We start from the raw sequence: 17,604 nt of genomic DNA, 5'->3' as shown, positions 1-17,604 counted from the left end.
TTCGGCCGCAATGACCCAAACCTTTAGGCATGGCGCCATTCCCGTCGAATTTCACCCCCTGGAGCCCACTGTCCACAACGCCGCGGTATCGACAGAAAATCCCGCCAAATCTTGCGTTTACCTGTGGCTTCCAGTACTTTGCCGGCACAAACGTTAGGGGTGCCGCGGTGCTTGATCGCCCGGCTGAGACTTACCCTCCGAACCTGATCCGGGTCGTGCCGGCGTAGGGAAACGTGGCTCCTGCCGCCTTTCCCTCTTCCGGCGGCCCTCCCCCAAAGGAGCCTCCATGAACGCCACCGACAAATTCCTCGCCGCGTCCGCCCATGTGGACGAAGCGGCCGTTGCGCCGCTACCCAATTCCCGCAAGATCCACGTCGAAGGTTCCCGCCCGGACATTCAAGTGCCGATGCGCGAGATCACCCAGGCCGATACGCCCACCGGCTTCGGCGGGGAAAAGAACCCGCCGATCTTCGTCTACGACTGCTCCGGCCCCTACACCGACCCGACCGCCCGCATCGACATCCGCTCCGGCCTGCCGGCCCTGCGCCAGGGCTGGATCGAGGAACGCGGCGACACCGAGGTGCTGCCTGACCTGTCCTCCGAATTCGGCCGCGCCCGCGCTGCCGATCCGAAACTCGACGAGCTGCGCTTCCCCGGCCTGCACCGCAAGCCGCGCCGTGCGCTGCCCGGCAAGAACGTCTCGCAGATGCACTACGCCCGCCAGGGGATCATCACGCCGGAGATGGAGTTCGTCGCCATCCGCGAGAACGTGAATCGGGCCGCCTACCTTGAGAGCCTGCGCGCCACCGGCCCGCAGGGCGAGAAGATGGCCGCGCTGCTGACCCGCCAGCACAAGGGCCAGGACTTCGGCGCCGCCATCCCCGGCGAAATCACCCCCGAGTTCGTGCGTTCCGAAGTCGCCCGCGGCCGCGCCATCATCCCCAACAACATCAACCACCCGGAAAGTGAGCCGATGATCATCGGCCGCAACTTCCTCGTGAAGATCAACGCCAACATCGGCAACTCGGCCCTCGGCTCCTCCATCAACGAGGAAGTGGACAAGATGACCTGGGCCACCCGCTGGGGCGGCGACACGGTGATGGACCTGTCCACCGGCAAGAACATCCACGAAACCCGCGAATGGATCATCCGTAACAGCCCGGTGCCGATCGGCACCGTGCCTATCTACCAGGCCCTGGAAAAGGTGGACGGCAAGGCCGAGGAGCTGACCTGGGAGATCTTCCGCGACACGCTGATCGAACAGGCCGAGCAAGGCGTCGACTACTTCACCATCCACGCCGGCGTGCTCTTGCGCTACATCCCGATGACCGCCAACCGCATGACCGGCATCGTCAGCCGCGGCGGCTCGATCATGGCCAAGTGGTGCCTGGCGCATCACAAGGAGAGCTTCCTCTACACGCACTTCGAGGAGATCTGCGAGATCATGAAGGCCTACGACGTGGCCTTCAGCCTCGGCGACGGCCTGCGCCCCGGCTCCATCTACGACGCCAACGACGCGGCGCAGCTGGGCGAGCTGGAAACCCTCGGGGAGCTGACCGACATCGCCTGGAAGCATGACGTGCAGACCATCATCGAAGGCCCGGGCCACGTGCCGATGCACCTGATCAAGGAGAACATGGACCTGCAGCTGAAGCACTGCAAGGAAGCCCCGTTCTACACCCTTGGCCCGCTGACCACCGACATCGCCCCCGGCTACGACCACATCACCAGCGGCATCGGCGCCGCGATGATCGGCTGGTACGGCACCGCCATGCTCTGTTACGTGACCCCCAAGGAGCACCTGGGCCTGCCGGACAAGAACGATGTGAAGGAAGGCATCATCACCTACAAGCTGGCCGCCCACGCCGCCGACCTGGCCAAGGGCCACCCGGGCGCGCAGATCCGCGACAACGCCCTGTCCAAGGCGCGTTACGAGTTCCGCTGGGACGACCAGTTCAACCTGGGCCTCGACCCGGACAAGGCCAAGAGCTTCCACGACGAAACGCTGCCGAAGGAGTCGGCCAAGGTCGCCCACTTCTGCTCCATGTGCGGCCCGCACTTCTGCTCGATGAAGATCACCCAGGACGTGCGCGACTTCGCCGCCAAGCAGGGCATCGGCGAAGACGAAGCGCTCAGCAAGGGCATGCAAACCAAGGCCGTCGAGTTCGTGAAGAGCGGCGCGGAGATCTACCGGAAGGTCTGATCCATCCGGAAACGGCTTGAACAGGGCCTGACCCGCGCTCCCAAGCTGCGGGCCAGGCCCTTATTCCATCCCGGCGGTGTAGCATCCGCGCATTCCCTCTCTCCGGACGCCTGCGATGAACCTGGAAAAAGTCATTTTCGGCTTCTTCATCGTCTTTGCCGCCACGCTGAACTTCGGCTTCTTCATCGGCGAACTCGACAACCCGGTTCACCACGACCTTTACGAGCTGTTCGCGGCGATCGTCGTGAACCTGATCGCTACGGTACTCAAGTTCGGCGACCGGACGCAGATCGGCGCCGTGCACCTGGCCACCAGCCTGGTGGCCGACCTGCAGTTGCTGGCCGCCGCCATGGTGTGGGGCTACGCGACCCACGTGGCCGGCACGGGGGTTACCGCCGCCAGCATGTCGAGCATCGTTTCCCTGTCCGGTGGGGCGCTGTTCGCCAACGTGGTGTCGGTGATCATCCTCATCGCCGAAACGATCATGCAGCGGCGCTGACTCAAGTGCTGGACCGCACGCCCGCCAGCACGATCTTCCTGGTCCTGCGCCGCCTGCGGGCGCCGCTGCTGACCCTGATCGTGATCTTCGCGGTGTCGGTCCTCGGGCTGACGCTGGTCCCCGGCCCGCTGGACGCGCAGGGCCTGCCGCAGCGGATGAGCTTCTTCCACGCCACCTATTTCCTCAGCTACACCGCCACGACGATCGGCTTCGGGGAGATTCCCTACGCCTTCTCGGAACAGCAGCGGCTGTGGGTGACCGTCTGCATCTACCTGTCGGTCATCGGCTGGGCCTACACCCTCGGCACCGTGTTCGCGATGCTGCAGGACAAGAACTTCCTCAACGCCCTGGCGGTACAGCGCTTCGCGCGCCAGGTGCGGCGCCTGCGGGAAGCCTTCTTCCTGGTCTGCGGCTATGGCGAAACCGGCCATCTGATCTGCCAGGCCCTCGACGAGATGGGCTACCGGGCGGTCGTCATCGACAAGGACGAAGGCAAGATCGCCGACCTGGAACTACAGAGCTACTCCGCCGACATGCCGGCCCTGTGCGCCGATGCCGGCGTGCCGGACACCCTGGTCTTCGCCGGCCTCACCAAACCCCAGTGCCGCGGCATCATAGCGCTGACCGACCACGACCCGACCAACCTGGCGATCGCCATCTCGTCCCGCCTGCTGGCCCCGTCCATCCCCGCCCTGTGCCGGGCCGAACATGCGGACACCGCGGCCAACATGGCGTCCTTCGGCACCCGCCACATCATCAACCCCTTCGAGAAGTTCGGTGAGTACATGGCCCTGGCCCTGCGCTCCCCCTCCGCCTACCACCTGCTGCTGTGGCTGACCGGCCTGCCCGGTACCACGGTGACGCGCCACCGGGAACCGCCGCGGGGCAAATGGGTGCTGTGCGGCTACGGCAGTTTCGGCAAAGTCATGGCGACCACCCTCGAGAAGGCCGACCTGCCACTGACGATCATCGACAAGAAGGTCTTCGTCGATCCGCCCCGCATCGGCGTGAAGGGCGACGGTGCCTGCGGCGACGCGCTGGACAACGCCGGCATCGGCGACGCCGTCGGCATCGTGGCAGCCACCGGCAACGACATCGACAACCTGTCCATCGTCGTCACCGCCCGCACGCTGAACCCCGGCCTGTTCACGGTGCTGCGCCAGAACCAGGTTGCCAACCGAACCTTGTTCAATGCCGTGGGTGCGGATTTCTCGGTCGTCCCCAGCGAGATCGTCGCCCATGAATGCCTTGCCACGCTGACGACCCCCCTGCTGTCTCTGTTCCTCGATGCGGTCCGGCAGGCTGGTGACGCATGGGCCAGCGCCGTACTGGGACAGCTCACCGACAAGCTCGGCTGGACCGTACCCGCGGTATGGAGCGTGAAGCTGAACCTCGTCCAGGCCCCTGCGCTGCACCGCCTGCTGATGCATGGCGGCGCGGCCCCCAGCCTGGCCGATATCCTCAAGGCGCCACTCACCGACCGGCCGGAGCTGGGCTGCATCCCGCTGCTGCTGGCCCGGGACGGCCAGCCCCCGCAGTTGCTGCCGGATCTCGGCCAGACCTTGCAGCCCGGCGACCATCTGCTGTTCGCCGGCCGCGAAAACGCACGCAAGGAACTCGGCCTCACGCTGTTCAACGAACACAGCCTGCGCTTCGTTCTGACCGGACGGGACAGCCCCGGCGGCCTGATCTGGGAATGGCTGGCCGGCCGACGTCACCCGGATTCCGCGGAGACACGCTAGAATGCCGGCCGATAGCACAACAGCATTCTCCGCATGAGTACTACCCCAATCCTCCCGCCGAGCTTGTCGCGCGCGACTTTCATTCTGTCGCTGATCGTCATCTTCACCATGGCGATGATCCCGCTGCCCGAGGCACTCAACGCCTTCTCCTTCCAGGACAAGCTCGAGCACTGCTCCGCCTTCCTGGTGCTGATGTTGCTCGGCTGGAGCGGCTGGCCCAGCCGCCTGTGGTCAATTGCGGCCGGCCTGCTGCTGTACGGCGTGCTCATCGAGTTGGCCCAGCACTTCTTCACGCTCAACCGGGTGGGTGATCCGTGGGACGTGGTAGCCGACGCCAGCGGGCTGCTCATCGGCGCCTGGCTGATCCGCATGCGTGGTCAGCGTGACACCTCCATAGCCTGATCATGCCGTCACGCAAACCTACAGCACCACAGATCCAGCGCTACGAACAGGTCCCGCCCTATGTAACCAAGGACGGCTCCGAGATCCGGGAACTGATGCACCCCGCGGTCCACGGCAACGGGGCCCAGAGTCTGGCCGAAGCCACGGTGCCGGTAGGCTCACGGACGCTGCTGCACCGTCATCACCTGACGGAAGAGCTTTACCACATCACTGCTGGCAGCGGCCTGATGACCCTCGGCAACCATCAGTTCCCGGTAATGGTAGGCGACACGATCTGCATCCCACCCGGCACGCCCCACCGCATCGAAGCCAACGGCGACGAAGCGCTGCGTATCCTGTGCTGCTGCTCGCCAGCCTATACCCACGAGGACACGGAAATTCTCGAGGATTGACAGCCGCCAGCGGGAATCATCGACTCCGCGAACCGGCTTTCCCCTACGTGCCCGCGGCCGATGAACGGGTCGCCAGTCAACCTCATCCACCGGCATCACATCCTGCCCGGCTATTCCGCCAGACCAGCGGCCTTGAACAGATCGATGGTCGCATTTTCGGTCAGGGTCTGCGTTGCATCGGCGCAATCGATGGATGCCATCCTGCCTTGCGGCAGGCGCACGAGGATCGACGTCTCACCTTTCAGATCCTCGCTGATTGCATAGTGGTAGGCCCCGTGCTCGAATTCCAGGCTCGCCCCATGGGCCAGCAGCCCAAACCTGAAATGGCCGCGGGGGTGGATCAGTCTGCCCGGAAAGCGGAACTCCAGCCTCGACGGACTGCCGGCCCGGTACTGGAGATAGCCGTCCTGCGCCCCCAGATTCGTGGATGCACACAGGGAGTAGTACTTCGTGCCGACGCGGCAGGACCAGACCGCGCTCTCCCCTGCACGGCACAGGTTGCCTGCGTCCGCGATGACGCCAGCACTCCACGCCACAGCCGTGACACCCAGCAGGAAAGACAGCATGCGCATCGCTGAAAAGCCCCGGAAAGAGGGCCAGACCCCGTATCGCGGCATCTTATCAAGCGCATGCCATACCGCCACCTCTTCTGCCACCGGACGTCCTCGCAATGGGGATACTTGCGCGGACGCGACCGACGCCATTCCAGCCGTGCGCTTGCAAAGACGAGACCGCGGGCTATAACGGAGAGGCGCTACGCTACTCGCATCGACAGCCCGGCCCCTTGCCACTTGCCCCACGCTTCAACGGGAGACTCACGGAGAATGAGCATGCTGACCGCCGACACGCTGAAGAAGGTCTTCCCTCTCTGTCCCGACCCCGACGCCTGGGCCACAGCACTCGCTCCGGCGCTGGCCAAATACGAGATCAACACCCGCGACCGCATCTGCAGCTTTCTGGCCCAGACCGGGCACGAGTCGGGGCAGTTCCGGAACCTCGTCGAATCACTGAACTACAGCGCAGCAAGACTGGTGAAGGTCTGGCCCAAGCGCTTCCCCACCCTCGACGTCGCGACTCCTTATGCGCAAAACGAGCAAAAACTGGGCAACTTCGTCTATGCCAACCGACTCGGCAATGGTGACGTGAGCAGCGGCGACGGCTTCCGCTATCGTGGCCGGGGCCTCATCCAGCTCACCGGCCGGAGCAACTACGCGGCGGCAGGCAAGGCCATCGGTGCCGATCTGGTCGGCAATCCGGACTTCCTTCAACAACCCGCATATGCCGTGCTGAGTGCCGCCTGGTTCTGGCAGAGCCACGGACTCAACGCCCTTGCCGACGACAAGACGGACGATGACGACCTGGAGGACTTCCGGGAGATCACCCGACGCATCAACGGCGGCCTCGTCGGGGTCCAGGAGCGGTTCGCACTCTACAAGCAGATCGAAGCCCTCATATGAGCGCACACATGCAGGGGCGCACCTGAAAGACGCTCCGGTGCTGTCTATAGTGGGTTTACAGGCCTTGCACCGCGCCTTTCCACAAGGCCCCAGGCCCGCTTCCTGAGGAGTGCATCATGGCTGCTGCAGACTTCGGCTTCCTGCGCATCAAGGTCATCGCACTGGCCGTCACCGACAAACACCGCGCTCACCGCTTCTACAGCGAGATTTTAGGCCTCGAACCGGCTTACGAAGGCACGCAGAAGGTCGGCTATTTCCTCGGCACGACGATCCTGATGCTCAAATCCGGCTGGTACGGTACCCCGACTGACCAGCCCAACCCCCGCATCACCATCGCCACCGCCCACGCGCCGGATACCGCTGCCGCCCTGACCGCCCGCGGTGTCCGCATCGCCGACCCGGTCCAGACCTACGACGATGGTTTCAATGTCGGCAGCTTCCTCGACAGCGAAGGCAACAAGCTGTGGTTCTGCTCGCCGGCCGTAACTAACGAGACAGGCAAGACGTCCGTTGAAGGATGACGCCCGGAATCGAAGCAGACCTGGGCGATCCCCCGAAGCACGCGGAGTTTCGCCGCGTGAACGCAAAAACGCCGACCACATGGATCGGCGTTTTTACTTGAATTTTTTGGTGGCCAGTCGCGGAATCGAACCACGGACACGCGGATTTTCAAGGCAACGCACACATGCCATCGGCACAATTTTCGGTGTCGGCACCGGTTTAGATCTCGCCGTAGATGCACTCACCAGCTCACGCCGCGATCGCCATCATCCTTGAGCCCATGCACGGGGCGCGCCGGGGGCGCCATGCGCTACTGCCCGCCGACGACATCGACCAAGCCAGTCCAACGCACCGAGGAAGGCGATTTTCGCGCCGCACTCCGGCGAAAGACCGGCATTCCGGCTAACGGTCGTCGGGCTACTCCCGTTCAGCGCGAACGGAAGTGACGTGCTGAAGTCCGCTCAACAACCGCACTGAACACAAAAACGGAACCGGCACATCACCGGACGCACCGTTGGCACGCTGGCGTTACGGCCAAGTGCGCGAGATGGCGGCCAAGTTGTGCCATCCTAGTGGGGCAGACAACTTCACCATACTTCCTGCGGCACCTAAAATCTCGTCGTCATCCTCGTTGACCGAGCCATGTCCGAACGCAACGCCATCTTCATCAGTTACCGCACAGACGACGCCCGAGGCGCCAGCGGGCGGCTTTACGACTGGCTGCGCATCGCCTTCGGCCGCGATCAGGTGTTCCGCGACGTAGCGAACCTTGGCGCCGGGCGCTGGCGCCAAAAGATCGACGAGGCCCTTGCCCGTAGTTGCGCAGTCGTCGCGGTAATCGGCCCACGCTGGGGCAATGCCGACAACCTGCCCCGCCTCGCCGCCCCCGCCGATGTGGTGCGCCACGAGTTGCTGACAGCGCTCGGCGACGCGGACCTTGCCCTCATCGTGCCCACCCTCGTCGAAGGTCTCTCCCGGCGCGATGTCGGCCCCCTTACCGCCCAACTGCCCACCGAGCTGCGCCCGCTGTTTGACGAGTGGAACGCCATTGCCCTAACCGAAGAAGGCTGGGAGGATGACACCCGCCGCATCGTTCGTGCCATCGCCAACGAGACCCGACTCCCCGTCGGGCCAGATCTCGACACGCTTTTGCGCGACGCTGTGCGAGCCGCCCAGCGCCTTGCCGAGATGGAGCAGGAACGCAACTTCCAACGCGATCAGATCGAAGCCCTGCGCCACACGGTGGACGAACTCACCGCGAAACTCGCCAACGAACCGGCCAACCGTGCGCGCCTCGCCCAAGCCCTCGCCGCCCTCGCTCGGGGCGACACGCGGCAAGCGGAGGACGCCTTCGAGTCGGAGTACAACCTGCAGTTCAAGCTCGCTGACCAAGTCCGCAAGGCACAGGCCGACGCCGCCCGCAATGTGGCCAATCTGGCCATGTTACGAGACGTGAACAAGGCCGTCGCCTTCTACCGCAAGGCGTTGGAGGTGGAGCCCAAGCACACCGAATCATGGCGACAACTGGGCATCGCCCTAACGCTCGCTGGCAAATTGGGCGATGCCCGCGAGGCACTCAAGCGCAGCTTGACACTGGCAACGGAGACGGACAACGCCTGGGGGCGTATGGCGGCGCTCGACAACATTGGCAACACGGACTACGCTGAAGGCCAACTTTCAAAGGCTACCTTGAACTACCGCGAGGCGCTCGCTATCGCTGAAGTCCTCGCCACCCGGGACCTGGTCGACACCGACTGGCAGCGCGCCCTGTTGGTTAGCCACAGCAAAATCGGTGACGTCCTCGTTGCCCAAGGCGACGGGCCCGGCGCTCTCGCTGCCTATCGCAAGAGCCTTGCCATCGCAGAATCCCTCACCACCCGCACCCCGACCAACACCGAGTGGCAACGCGACCTGTCCGTCATCAACGAAAAGATCGGCCAAGTCCTCATCGCGCAGGGCGACGGCACGGGCGGGCGCGCAGCCTACCGCAAGAGCCTCGCCATCCGCGAAGCCCTAGCGGCCCACGACCCAGCCAACACTCGGTGGCAACGTGACCTGTCGGTGAGCCACAGCAAGATCGGCGACGTCCTCGTCCTACAAGGCGACAGCCCGGGTGCGCTAGCAGCTTACAACAAGAGCCTTGCCATCCGCGAAGCCCTAGCCGCCCACGACCCGGCCAACACTCAGTGGCAACGCGACCTGTCGGTCAGCTACCACAAGATCGGCGACGTCCTCTTCGCCCAGGGAGATGGGCCTAGCGCACTGGCCACCTACCGCAAGAGCCTAGCCATCGCGGAATCTCTCATCACCCGCGATCCAGCCAACACCGACTGGCAACGCGACCTGTCCATCAGCCACAAGAACATCGGCAACATCCTGCTTGCCCAAGGTGACAGGCTCGGCGCTCTCGCAGCCTACCGTGCGAACCTCTCCATCGCGGACTCACTCTCGGCACAGGACCCGGCCAACACTCAGTGGCAACGCGACCTAGCGATCAGCCACGATAAGATAGGCGACGTCCTCCTCACCCAAGGCGACGGGCCTGGCGCTCTCACTGCCTACCGCAAGAGCCTAGCCAGCGCGAAATCCCTCGCTGCCCGCGACCTCTCCAACACCGAATGGCAACGCGACCTGTCAGTCTGCCAAAACAAGATCGGCGACGTTCTCCTCGCCCAAGGAAATGGGTCTAGCGCACTGGCCACCTACCGCAAGAGCCTAGCCATCGTGGAATCGCTCACCGCCCGCGATCCAGCCAACACCGACTGGCAACGCGACCTAGCGGTCTGCCACGACAAGGTCGGCGATACCCTCCTCGCTCAAGGTAACAAGTCGAAGGCACTGACCGCCTACCGCAGGAGCCTGGCCATCCGCGCACGCCTCGCCGTCCGCGATCAGGCCAACACAGAATGGCAACGCGACCTGTCGATCTGTCACAACAAGATCGGCGGTCTCCTTTTCGCTGAGGGCAACGGGCCGGATGCCCTTGCCGCCTACCGCCAAAGCCTTGCCATCTTTGAAACCCTTGCCGCCTGCTCCCCGACCAACACCGAGTGGCAACGCGATCTGTCGGTCAGTCACGAGAGGATCGGCGACGCCCTCCTGGCTCAAGGCGACGTGCGCAGTGCCCTTGCCGCGTACAACAAGGACATGGCCATCATGGAATCTCTCACCGCCCGCGATCCGGCCAATACCGAGTGGCAACGCGACCTGTCGGTCTGCCAAAACAAGATCGGCGACGCCCTCTTCGAGCAGGGCGACAGGCTGGGTGCTCTCGCGGCCTACCGCAAGAGCCTTACCATCCGCGCGCCCCTCGCCGCCCGCGCCCCGGCTAACACCGAGTGGCAGATCGACGTGGCCATCTCCTGCGGCAAACTGGGCAGCCACCCGGCGCTTGGCATTGACGCGCGCCGCGACTACCTGCGCCGTGGCCAGGCGATTCTTCGAGACCTGAAGGACGCCGGCAGACTACTGCCCAGCCAAGACTGGACGAACTGGTTCGAGAGAGAGTTGGCAAAACTACTGAAGTAACCCGTACTGGTGACCTGGTTGAAGGCGATTTGGAGGTACGCCGCCTCTCCAGCCTCTGGGCAAGGGAAGCTTCTTTGCGAGCCGAAGCATGCCCAAGAAGCCCGACAACAGCCCGCCCCCTCGGGACACCCAAACCTCTGCGCAGGGAGGCTGGGTTGGGCTCGCCCGCGCGTCCTTGTAAGTACGCGCCTGGCAGGGGCACCAGCAACGTTCTCGTCTCAGTCTCCTCCGACTTCCCGTCGCACTGTTGAAGCGGCCACGCTGGACGACATCTCTTCTCTTCCCGCACATGGACTGGGACCAGCTCGGCACACCCGACTCCCCTGTCTCAGAAAAAAACAAAATCCGTACTCAGCCAAGAAGGTCCTCCTGCGAAAGCCCCCCAACTTTTCTGTTTTCAGTGAGTCAGCCAAGACAAATCGTCAAACTCCGTTGGAAGAGAACACGACAGGCATGTCTCGGCACACGTTTTGAGGCGAGCCGGCAGTAGGACAGGGAAGCGCTGTCCCCCGTCCAGTTCGAGCACGAGGACGCAATGCTCTGCTAACGTCAGAAGCCTGATTACCTGATTACGACTGCAGAGAGGCACTTGATGAGCTTTCAACTCCTGTCACCCGATTTCCGCAGCACATTCGAGAACGCCAAAGCCACCTTTGCTGACGCACACAACCTCGAGGCGGAGCAATACGAAAACCTGGCGCTCAAGATTAAGGAGACAACCAAGAAACTGCGAAGCCTTGCCCCGGATCTCTCCGACGACTGTCAGTTCTTTACGACAACCCTGGAGAACAACCTCGCAGTGCTGGCAGATGAGCAAATCCACAAAAAAAACATCGCTGCCAACTACGCTGACGATCTTCGCACGTCCTTGCGCAGAGAACTGCGTGCCCTCCACTTCACGGGGGAACTGGTCCTGCTACTGGACTACTTCCGCGAGCGCTACCTGCCTGCACACGAAGAAGGTGAATTGCGCAGAACACTGAACGAACAAGGCCAGGCCGTCGCAAGAGCGATCGAGCGCTTGCTCGGGCACGCGGTCAGTGAACTCTGGTTTGAGGCGAAGGAACGCATTGCACTTAGGCAGGCCGCCCAGACCCTGAGGCACTTCAAGGAAGCCGCTGAAGATGCGGGTGGACTGACCAAAGCAGACCACACCGTCCGACGTCGCCAGTTCATCCGCGTCGTAGGACTGCTCTGTTTACGCATCTACGGGCACTGTACGACCGACTTGATGTGCAAGTTTCTTGAAACGAAGAGCGCCTACCACCTAATACCGAGAGCCGCAAAGGAGGAAGACAAGAACGACCAGCCTACCAGCGACAAGTCCATCAACAACGAACTCCGCACACTCAAGAGAAAAGCAAAGACACGAGCCCGGGCGGAAGGTTGGGAAACGGCAGCACTCGTTGACGCGTTCCTTTCCATGCCTCGCTGGAAGGCTTGGTGCTGATCTGTCAGCAGGCAGAGTCCGTAACAAGCCTACATCTGCGAAGCAAGACTCCCCCCTTACATACCCGACTGACACAACTGCCCACGTTCACTAGGTCCGCAGGGCAGGAACGTGGGCAGTTGAGCATCCGCTCTGTAGGACAATGGAGTTCTTCAATTCACGGAGAACTTCAATGCCCCCCTCGTTCAAGCGGCGTGCGATCGCAAGCAGCATCCCACCTACCCCTCCCTCGACTTTCGACCCCAGCCGCTACGTCCATGTAGCGCAGTCGGATCAGGTCACCGACCTTAGAACCGGCTTGCCCATGACGCCGACAGCACTCTGCCGACGCCTCGACGGCATTCAGCCTGAAGAATGGTCCATCCACGCTTTTCTTTTCGCCAGCGAGCAAGGCATTACCAAGGTCGATGCTTACGGCTACTTTCCGGGCGAGGATCGAATCGTCACCCGCGACGGTGCCAGCTACCTGAACCGCTGGAGCCCGAACGAGATCACACCCCAGGAGGGCGACGTCTCGCCGTTCATCGATCACATGGAGTACTTGTTCGACGCCGACGAAACTACTCTCAAGCACACGCTCGACTGGCTGGCCCACCTGCTTCAGCACCCTGGGCGAAAGCAGGCGACCGCAATCCTGTTGACTAGCGAGGCTGAGGGTATTGGTAAAGGCGTGCTTGGCAAGATGGCCGCCACGCTCGTCGGCCAAGCCAACACCCGCTACCTCAGCGCGGAAGCGATTGCCAATGACTTCAACGATTGGCTTGCAACCTCAAGTCTGGTCATTGTCGAAGAATTCGAGGATACCGGGCGACGAGGTAGCGCAGCGCGCATCAAGAACTACATCACAGACGAAACCGCGGACATCAACCCAAAGCACGCCCCACGCTACCGAGCAGTGAATGTTGCCCACTTCCTGCTCTTTGCCAATGCATCCGCCCCGCTGAAGCTGACCGAGGCTGATCGCCGTTTTGTTGTACACCGCAGCCAGGCACAACCCCGCGCCACCAGTTACTACGCCGACTTGATGCGCTGGTTCACTGCCGATGGCCGCAGGCATGTCCTGCATTTTTTGCTCAACCGAGATCTGACCAGCTACAACCCTAACGGTCGCGCCCCGGTCACCTCATCCCACCACGAACTCGTTGCAAATGGCCGCGATCCTCAGACAGCCTACCTGCACCATGCTTGGGAGGCCGAAGAGCCCCCTTTCACCTGTGATTTGGTCACCGTCAAACACGTGGTAGATCACGTCAACAGCATCGGTCGCATCAGACTCACCACGCGCATCGTCGAGGACTTCCTCCGTGAAATCAAAGCGCGACGGCTAGGGCAATACCGACTCATCCCGAATCACTCCGGTCGCAATTACGTGTGGGCGATTCGTAACCAAAGCAGCTGGGCGGGTGACATTCCAGTCGAGCTCGTGCGCGAAGCCTACGTCCACCCGGACGACCAAGCCACCTATTTTCTCAACACGGCTGATTCGTCGACCGCTCCGCCGCTCGCAACGCAGCCCCAACGCCGCATTACATCCAACGGCATTTGATTCCAACAGCGCGCACTCCCAACGAGACGCGCCCCACCTCAAGGAGCCTTTCAATGCGCATTACTACAAACAGCACCAACTTGGTCGAGGCACACTTCGACACCATCCTTCTCAACGTAAACTACATCGTCGAGGCGAGCCCGATGACGGCGTCGATCAAGCTGCCGCCGATTCAGTTCCAGCCAACGAAGTACGTCAACCGTCCGACGCCCCCTACCTGCCCGCCGGGTACCTTCGTGGTGCTCCAATCCGACGGCGAATGTGTTCAGGCAGGCCTAGTCAGTCATGTCAATGACGACGCGGACTCACCCGAATTCGTGATCAGCGTGTGGCCCTTGACGGAGCCAGTCGGAACATTCAGCCCGAAGGGAGGGCGTACCGGAAATCTTAGCTGGGGGCCCAAAACTTACGTTTTCGAGGGAACTGTCTGGGAGGAGACCTTCTGCGGCCAACTTTGGCAGCTGACTCCCGCAGAAGGCGGCCGCCTGCGCCAGCAGATCTTCAATGGCGTACCCACGAACCTCCTTGAGGTTTTCTGGAGCCCGGAGGCACGTCAAGCGTTAGAGGTTTGTAAGGCTGAAACGCAGCGTTATGAGAATGCTGTGTTGAGGCTCATTGAAAGCCTGTAAATATTAGCAATTTACACAACTGCGCCGTCTCGATCAGGAAGATACCTTGGACGCTCATAGTGCTACGTAGCAGATGCCGCGTCCAGGGCATCAGCCACATTTCGAAAATCGGCGAAATCAGGCTCCCAGCCCGATATCGTGAGAACACAAAATTGTCGATTTCACACAGAAACCGCAATGACTCACCTTGTCCCTCGGCACTCCAACGTCAGGCTGATCCTTCGGCGCCCTATAGCCCCCCGCTTTCCCCTCAACTTTCTATGTCGTGCTGCAACGCTGCCGGGCAAGACACTAGCCGTTGCACTGGCTCTGTACGTACTCGCCCACGCCCTCCGATCACCAACAGTCTCGCTAAGCAAATGGGCAACTACCCAATTCTCATTATCCTCAGATGCAACCCTCGATGGCCTCACTCGGTTATCTAATGCGGGGCTGATCTGGGCAAGCCGTCGCCGTGGTCGGCATGCAGAAGTCACCATTCTCGATGATGAGGCATGCAGGCATGTTCGGGGCTGACAACTGTCAGTCGGCAGGATTAACACTCTGGTGTATTCACCATCCAGTCACTCACCTCGTTCGCTCCGTAGCTGCGTCTCCTAAATCGGTCCCATAGCTGGATTCTCTCGACGAGCGCCCCTGGGAACCTCCAGAAATCAAATGCGAGTCCGATATGTCCACCCCGCATAGCGGCCACTCAACCAATCTCCCCCGAAGCGGCCCCGCACTCGACGCCCGTCCCAGGCTCAACGGGCATTGGCGTATGACCCCATCGTCTCAGACACATGTCATTTCTATGATCCGCAAGGGTCAAGCTAGCCTCGGTCACCGCAGGGTGTCCGAGGCTTTTCTCTGGCTGCGCGTCAGCCATCAAACCGTAGAGAGACCCCATGACATGCTCACATCTGTGCTTTCCCGCGTTGCTCTGGCCGTCATCCCGGGGGCCGGGCCGCTGGTGTCCGTGCTCGTGCCCATCGTGGCCGAAGCCGTGGTGACCTCCATCGCCCAGCACAAGATCGACATCCACGCGTTGATCGACTAGGCCTCACTCAGCCAGCCGCCCCCCAAACCTTTCAAGCCCCCTACGGCCAAGTGCCGTCGGGGGCGTCGTCTTTTCTGGAGCGCCCCCATGACTCATCCCACCACCAGCCTCTCACCGCAGACGAACTTTCTTCGCCTATTTGAGGCCGAGGCGCCGACCCTGAGCGGCAACTCGGCAATCCACTACGCCGTCTTCGCCAACCTCGACCGCAGTCAGATCTTCCTGACCATCACCGCCAACCGTGGCGGCGGCAACTGGAACCGTGAGGTGGTCAGCCTCACTGACATCGACACGGCCCTGGCCGAGGTACCCGCAGGTGAGCCCTTCGGCTCGAAGGTACTCCGACTGGCCTTCGTTGGTCGCAGCAACAACAACGCCCCGTTCATGGCCGCGGCGCTCGTCCACGCCGGCCTGATGGCGCCAGCCAAGGACATGAAGCACAAGCTCGTACGTGCAGGCGACTGGACGGCCTGGGCCAACACGATGCTTGCTCGCGACGGTGAGCCGACTCTCTTCCCGCCAACAGCGCCTGCCGAAGGTCAGACCGCTCCGCCCACCCCCAGCGTGGCATCTGACAGCGGCAAGCCGGCGAAGAAGGGCAAGCGCGCCAGCAGCGCACCGGCACCGACACCCGACCCGGACGGGGAGGCCGAGCATGCTGACCATCCGTAACGAGACCGACATCGCTCAAGTGGCCGACGGCCAGCTACGTGAGCTGATCGCCCATCGGCTGGCCGACCTGTGCCAGGAGGAAATCTACGATCCGGACGCGCAGGGCTTTGTCGTGGTGATGGAGCCTGGCGACAGCACCGCTGCCGTCGAGACTGCCATCGGAGCCCCGCTACTGCGGAGCCCGGTAACGGGCATCGAGTACGGTCACCCGGACTTCCAGCCCGTGGCCGAGTACTTCGGCCGGCACGCACACTGGTACGAGGTAGTCGTCGTTCCCAGCGACGGCGACTTCGGCGTGATCCTCTTCGTGCCCCGCCAGCAAGGCGGCATCGAGACGCGCCTCTTGGCGCTGTGTGCGGAGTATGCCGTCACCGAGTCAGCCCAGGTCTAGCCCGGTGGCGCTTGCGCCCCTAAGGACCGCGCCGCTTTTCCCCACTTTCCCACTTTCCCCACTTTCCCCCGACGCCCAAAGCCTTCCCGCTTTGGGCGTTTTACTTTCGGAGTTCGCAATGTTGTCTTCCTTCCGCTTTCCCTTCGGCGACGTGGTCGCCACAGCCGGTGCGGACGCCCTACTGCGCGAGCACAACGTCGCCCCCGTCCGACTCTTGGCGAAACACCTGTCCGGTGACTGGGGCCAGGTTTCGGCCAACGATGCACAAGCCAACGAGGCCGCCCTCAGCAACGGCGGACGCATCCTGTCCAGCTACTGCGTGGGAGATCAGACGATCTGGCTGCTCACCGAGGCCGACCGATCGGTGACGACCTTCTTGCTGCCCAGCGAGTACTGACCATGACCGCCACGAACCACCCCATCCCCCGCGACGCTGGGGTCGCCCGCCTCGTCCAGCAACTGGACAGCAACCGTCGTGAAGCCTTCGAGGAGCGCGCCGGCATCCTGGAGTTCGACGCGAAGCTGCCTCGGCTGGAGGCTGAGCGGCAGGCGCTGATCCAGACCTTGGCCCGGCACGGCTTCCCCAACGCGCCGCCTGTGCGTCTGCTGACCGCAGAGATCGACGGGACGACCCAATGGCTGCTGACCGGCAACGAGCTTGCTACTCGGCTGGCTCTGGTCCGACGGGGTGTCACGGATGCCGTCGAGGTCGATCTTTCCGACACGCTGCGCCACCAATTCGCCGACCTCGCCGTGCTGGCGATCTTTCCGTAACCCCCTCGGCAGCGTCCCCGACGCCGAGCTCCACCCCCAAAGCCGGCAATCGACCGGGAGGCCGTCCGACCCAAGCCTCGGACGCACCTCGTCCTTGAGGCATCGCTAGCAACTGCGCAGGACTCCGGTACGTCAGCGTCACCGCACTTCCGACGGACACGCGGATTTCAACGGCGCGGAGCTTTCCTGCCAGAAGCGTTGGCGCCCATCTCCTCTCGACTCCCCCTCACCGGCACCAGTCCGCGATCCAACTTTGCGCGCAAAGGACGACTTGCGAACAGACCCATAGCGGGTTCGGCGTCACGCCCCCGCCTCGACCAGCCGCCCCCGGCTCCCTGCCGGGCGCGGCTTTCTTTTTTCTGTCTTCGATGAGGCCAAC

At 62.9% G+C, this 17,604-nt stretch carries 17 protein-coding genes and 1 riboswitch; of the genes, 16 read left to right on the top strand and 1 reads right to left on the bottom strand.

The window, feature by feature from the left end; translation table 11 throughout:
- The first annotated feature begins 145 nt into the window (after positions 1–145).
- Positions 146–247: riboswitch (TPP riboswitch) on the top strand.
- 39 nt (positions 248–286) lie between these two features.
- From thiC to AC1PQG_RS02375, 5 genes are all read left to right on the top strand, one after another.
- Positions 287–2,203 carry a phosphomethylpyrimidine synthase ThiC gene (gene thiC / locus AC1PQG_RS02395; RefSeq protein WP_481121080.1) on the top strand — a complete coding sequence of 639 codons (1,917 nt, stop codon included), beginning with the start codon at positions 287–289 and terminating at the stop codon, positions 2,201–2,203.
- A 115-nt stretch (positions 2,204–2,318) separates the two neighbouring features.
- A complete protein-coding gene (locus tag AC1PQG_RS02390; RefSeq protein ID WP_374487221.1) occupies positions 2,319–2,702 on the top strand; it encodes a DUF6394 family protein in 384 nt (127 codons plus the stop codon).
- Positions 2,703–2,707: 5 nt separating this feature from the next.
- Positions 2,708–4,444 carry a potassium channel family protein gene (locus AC1PQG_RS02385; protein WP_481121079.1) on the top strand — a complete coding sequence of 579 codons (1,737 nt, stop codon included), beginning with the start codon at positions 2,708–2,710 and terminating at the stop codon, positions 4,442–4,444.
- A 33-nt stretch (positions 4,445–4,477) separates the two neighbouring features.
- Entirely contained in the window at positions 4,478–4,846 is a 369-nt protein-coding gene (locus AC1PQG_RS02380) for a VanZ family protein (RefSeq protein ID WP_481121078.1), read from the top strand.
- Between the two features lie 2 nt (positions 4,847–4,848).
- Positions 4,849–5,238 carry a cupin domain-containing protein gene (locus AC1PQG_RS02375; RefSeq protein WP_481121077.1) on the top strand — a complete coding sequence of 130 codons (390 nt, stop codon included), beginning with the start codon at positions 4,849–4,851 and terminating at the stop codon, positions 5,236–5,238.
- Between the two features lie 110 nt (positions 5,239–5,348).
- On the opposite strand, the gene AC1PQG_RS02370 is transcribed toward AC1PQG_RS02375, so the two are convergent.
- A complete protein-coding gene (locus tag AC1PQG_RS02370; RefSeq protein ID WP_481121076.1) occupies positions 5,349–5,804 on the bottom strand; it encodes a hypothetical protein in 456 nt (151 codons plus the stop codon).
- Between the two features lie 258 nt (positions 5,805–6,062).
- Here AC1PQG_RS02370 and AC1PQG_RS02365 point away from each other — a divergent pair, with 258 nt between their 5' ends.
- The 11 genes from AC1PQG_RS02365 to AC1PQG_RS02315 all read left to right on the top strand — a co-directional run bounded on the left by AC1PQG_RS02365 (position 6,063) and on the right by AC1PQG_RS02315 (position 17,225).
- Positions 6,063–6,695, top strand: coding sequence for a glycoside hydrolase family 19 protein (locus AC1PQG_RS02365; protein WP_481121075.1), 633 nt, complete (start codon positions 6,063–6,065; stop codon positions 6,693–6,695).
- 116 nt (positions 6,696–6,811) lie between these two features.
- The gene (locus AC1PQG_RS02360; protein ID WP_481121074.1) at positions 6,812–7,216 is read left to right on the top strand and encodes a VOC family protein; all 405 of its coding nucleotides are present in this window, start codon (positions 6,812–6,814) and stop codon (positions 7,214–7,216) included.
- Positions 7,217–7,838: 622 nt separating this feature from the next.
- On the top strand, positions 7,839–10,724 hold the full coding sequence (locus AC1PQG_RS02355; RefSeq protein ID WP_481121073.1) for a tetratricopeptide repeat protein: 2,886 nt from the start codon (positions 7,839–7,841) through the stop codon (positions 10,722–10,724).
- A 592-nt stretch (positions 10,725–11,316) separates the two neighbouring features.
- Positions 11,317–12,174 carry a hypothetical protein gene (locus tag AC1PQG_RS02350; protein WP_481121072.1) on the top strand — a complete coding sequence of 286 codons (858 nt, stop codon included), beginning with the start codon at positions 11,317–11,319 and terminating at the stop codon, positions 12,172–12,174.
- Between the two features lie 172 nt (positions 12,175–12,346).
- Positions 12,347–13,720, top strand: a complete 1,374-nt coding sequence (locus AC1PQG_RS02345) for a primase-helicase family protein (RefSeq protein ID WP_481121071.1) — start codon at positions 12,347–12,349, stop codon at positions 13,718–13,720.
- Positions 13,721–13,773: 53 nt separating this feature from the next.
- Entirely contained in the window at positions 13,774–14,349 is a 576-nt protein-coding gene (locus AC1PQG_RS02340) for a hypothetical protein (protein WP_481121070.1), read from the top strand.
- An 892-nt stretch (positions 14,350–15,241) separates the two neighbouring features.
- Positions 15,242–15,388 carry a hypothetical protein gene (locus AC1PQG_RS02335; RefSeq protein WP_481121069.1) on the top strand — a complete coding sequence of 49 codons (147 nt, stop codon included), beginning with the start codon at positions 15,242–15,244 and terminating at the stop codon, positions 15,386–15,388.
- Positions 15,389–15,475: 87 nt separating this feature from the next.
- A complete protein-coding gene (locus tag AC1PQG_RS02330; protein ID WP_481121068.1) occupies positions 15,476–16,060 on the top strand; it encodes a hypothetical protein in 585 nt (194 codons plus the stop codon).
- Positions 16,044–16,451 (top strand): hypothetical protein, encoded by a 408-nt coding sequence (locus AC1PQG_RS02325; protein ID WP_481121067.1) that lies wholly within the window; start codon positions 16,044–16,046, stop codon positions 16,449–16,451. The genes AC1PQG_RS02330 and AC1PQG_RS02325 overlap by 17 nt, the downstream gene beginning before the upstream one ends.
- 118 nt (positions 16,452–16,569) lie before the next feature.
- Complete coding sequence (locus AC1PQG_RS02320; protein ID WP_481121066.1) at positions 16,570–16,848, top strand: hypothetical protein; 279 nt, start codon at positions 16,570–16,572, stop codon at positions 16,846–16,848.
- Positions 16,849–16,850: 2 nt separating this feature from the next.
- Positions 16,851–17,225: a hypothetical protein gene (locus tag AC1PQG_RS02315; RefSeq protein WP_481121065.1), complete on the top strand. Its 375-nt coding sequence runs from the start codon at positions 16,851–16,853 to the stop codon at positions 17,223–17,225.
- The last annotated feature ends 379 nt before the right edge of the window (positions 17,226–17,604 follow it).

This window comes from Zoogloea sp. GDB6, assembly GCF_056724105.1.
This window is presented reverse-complemented; position numbering and strand designations above follow the sequence as displayed.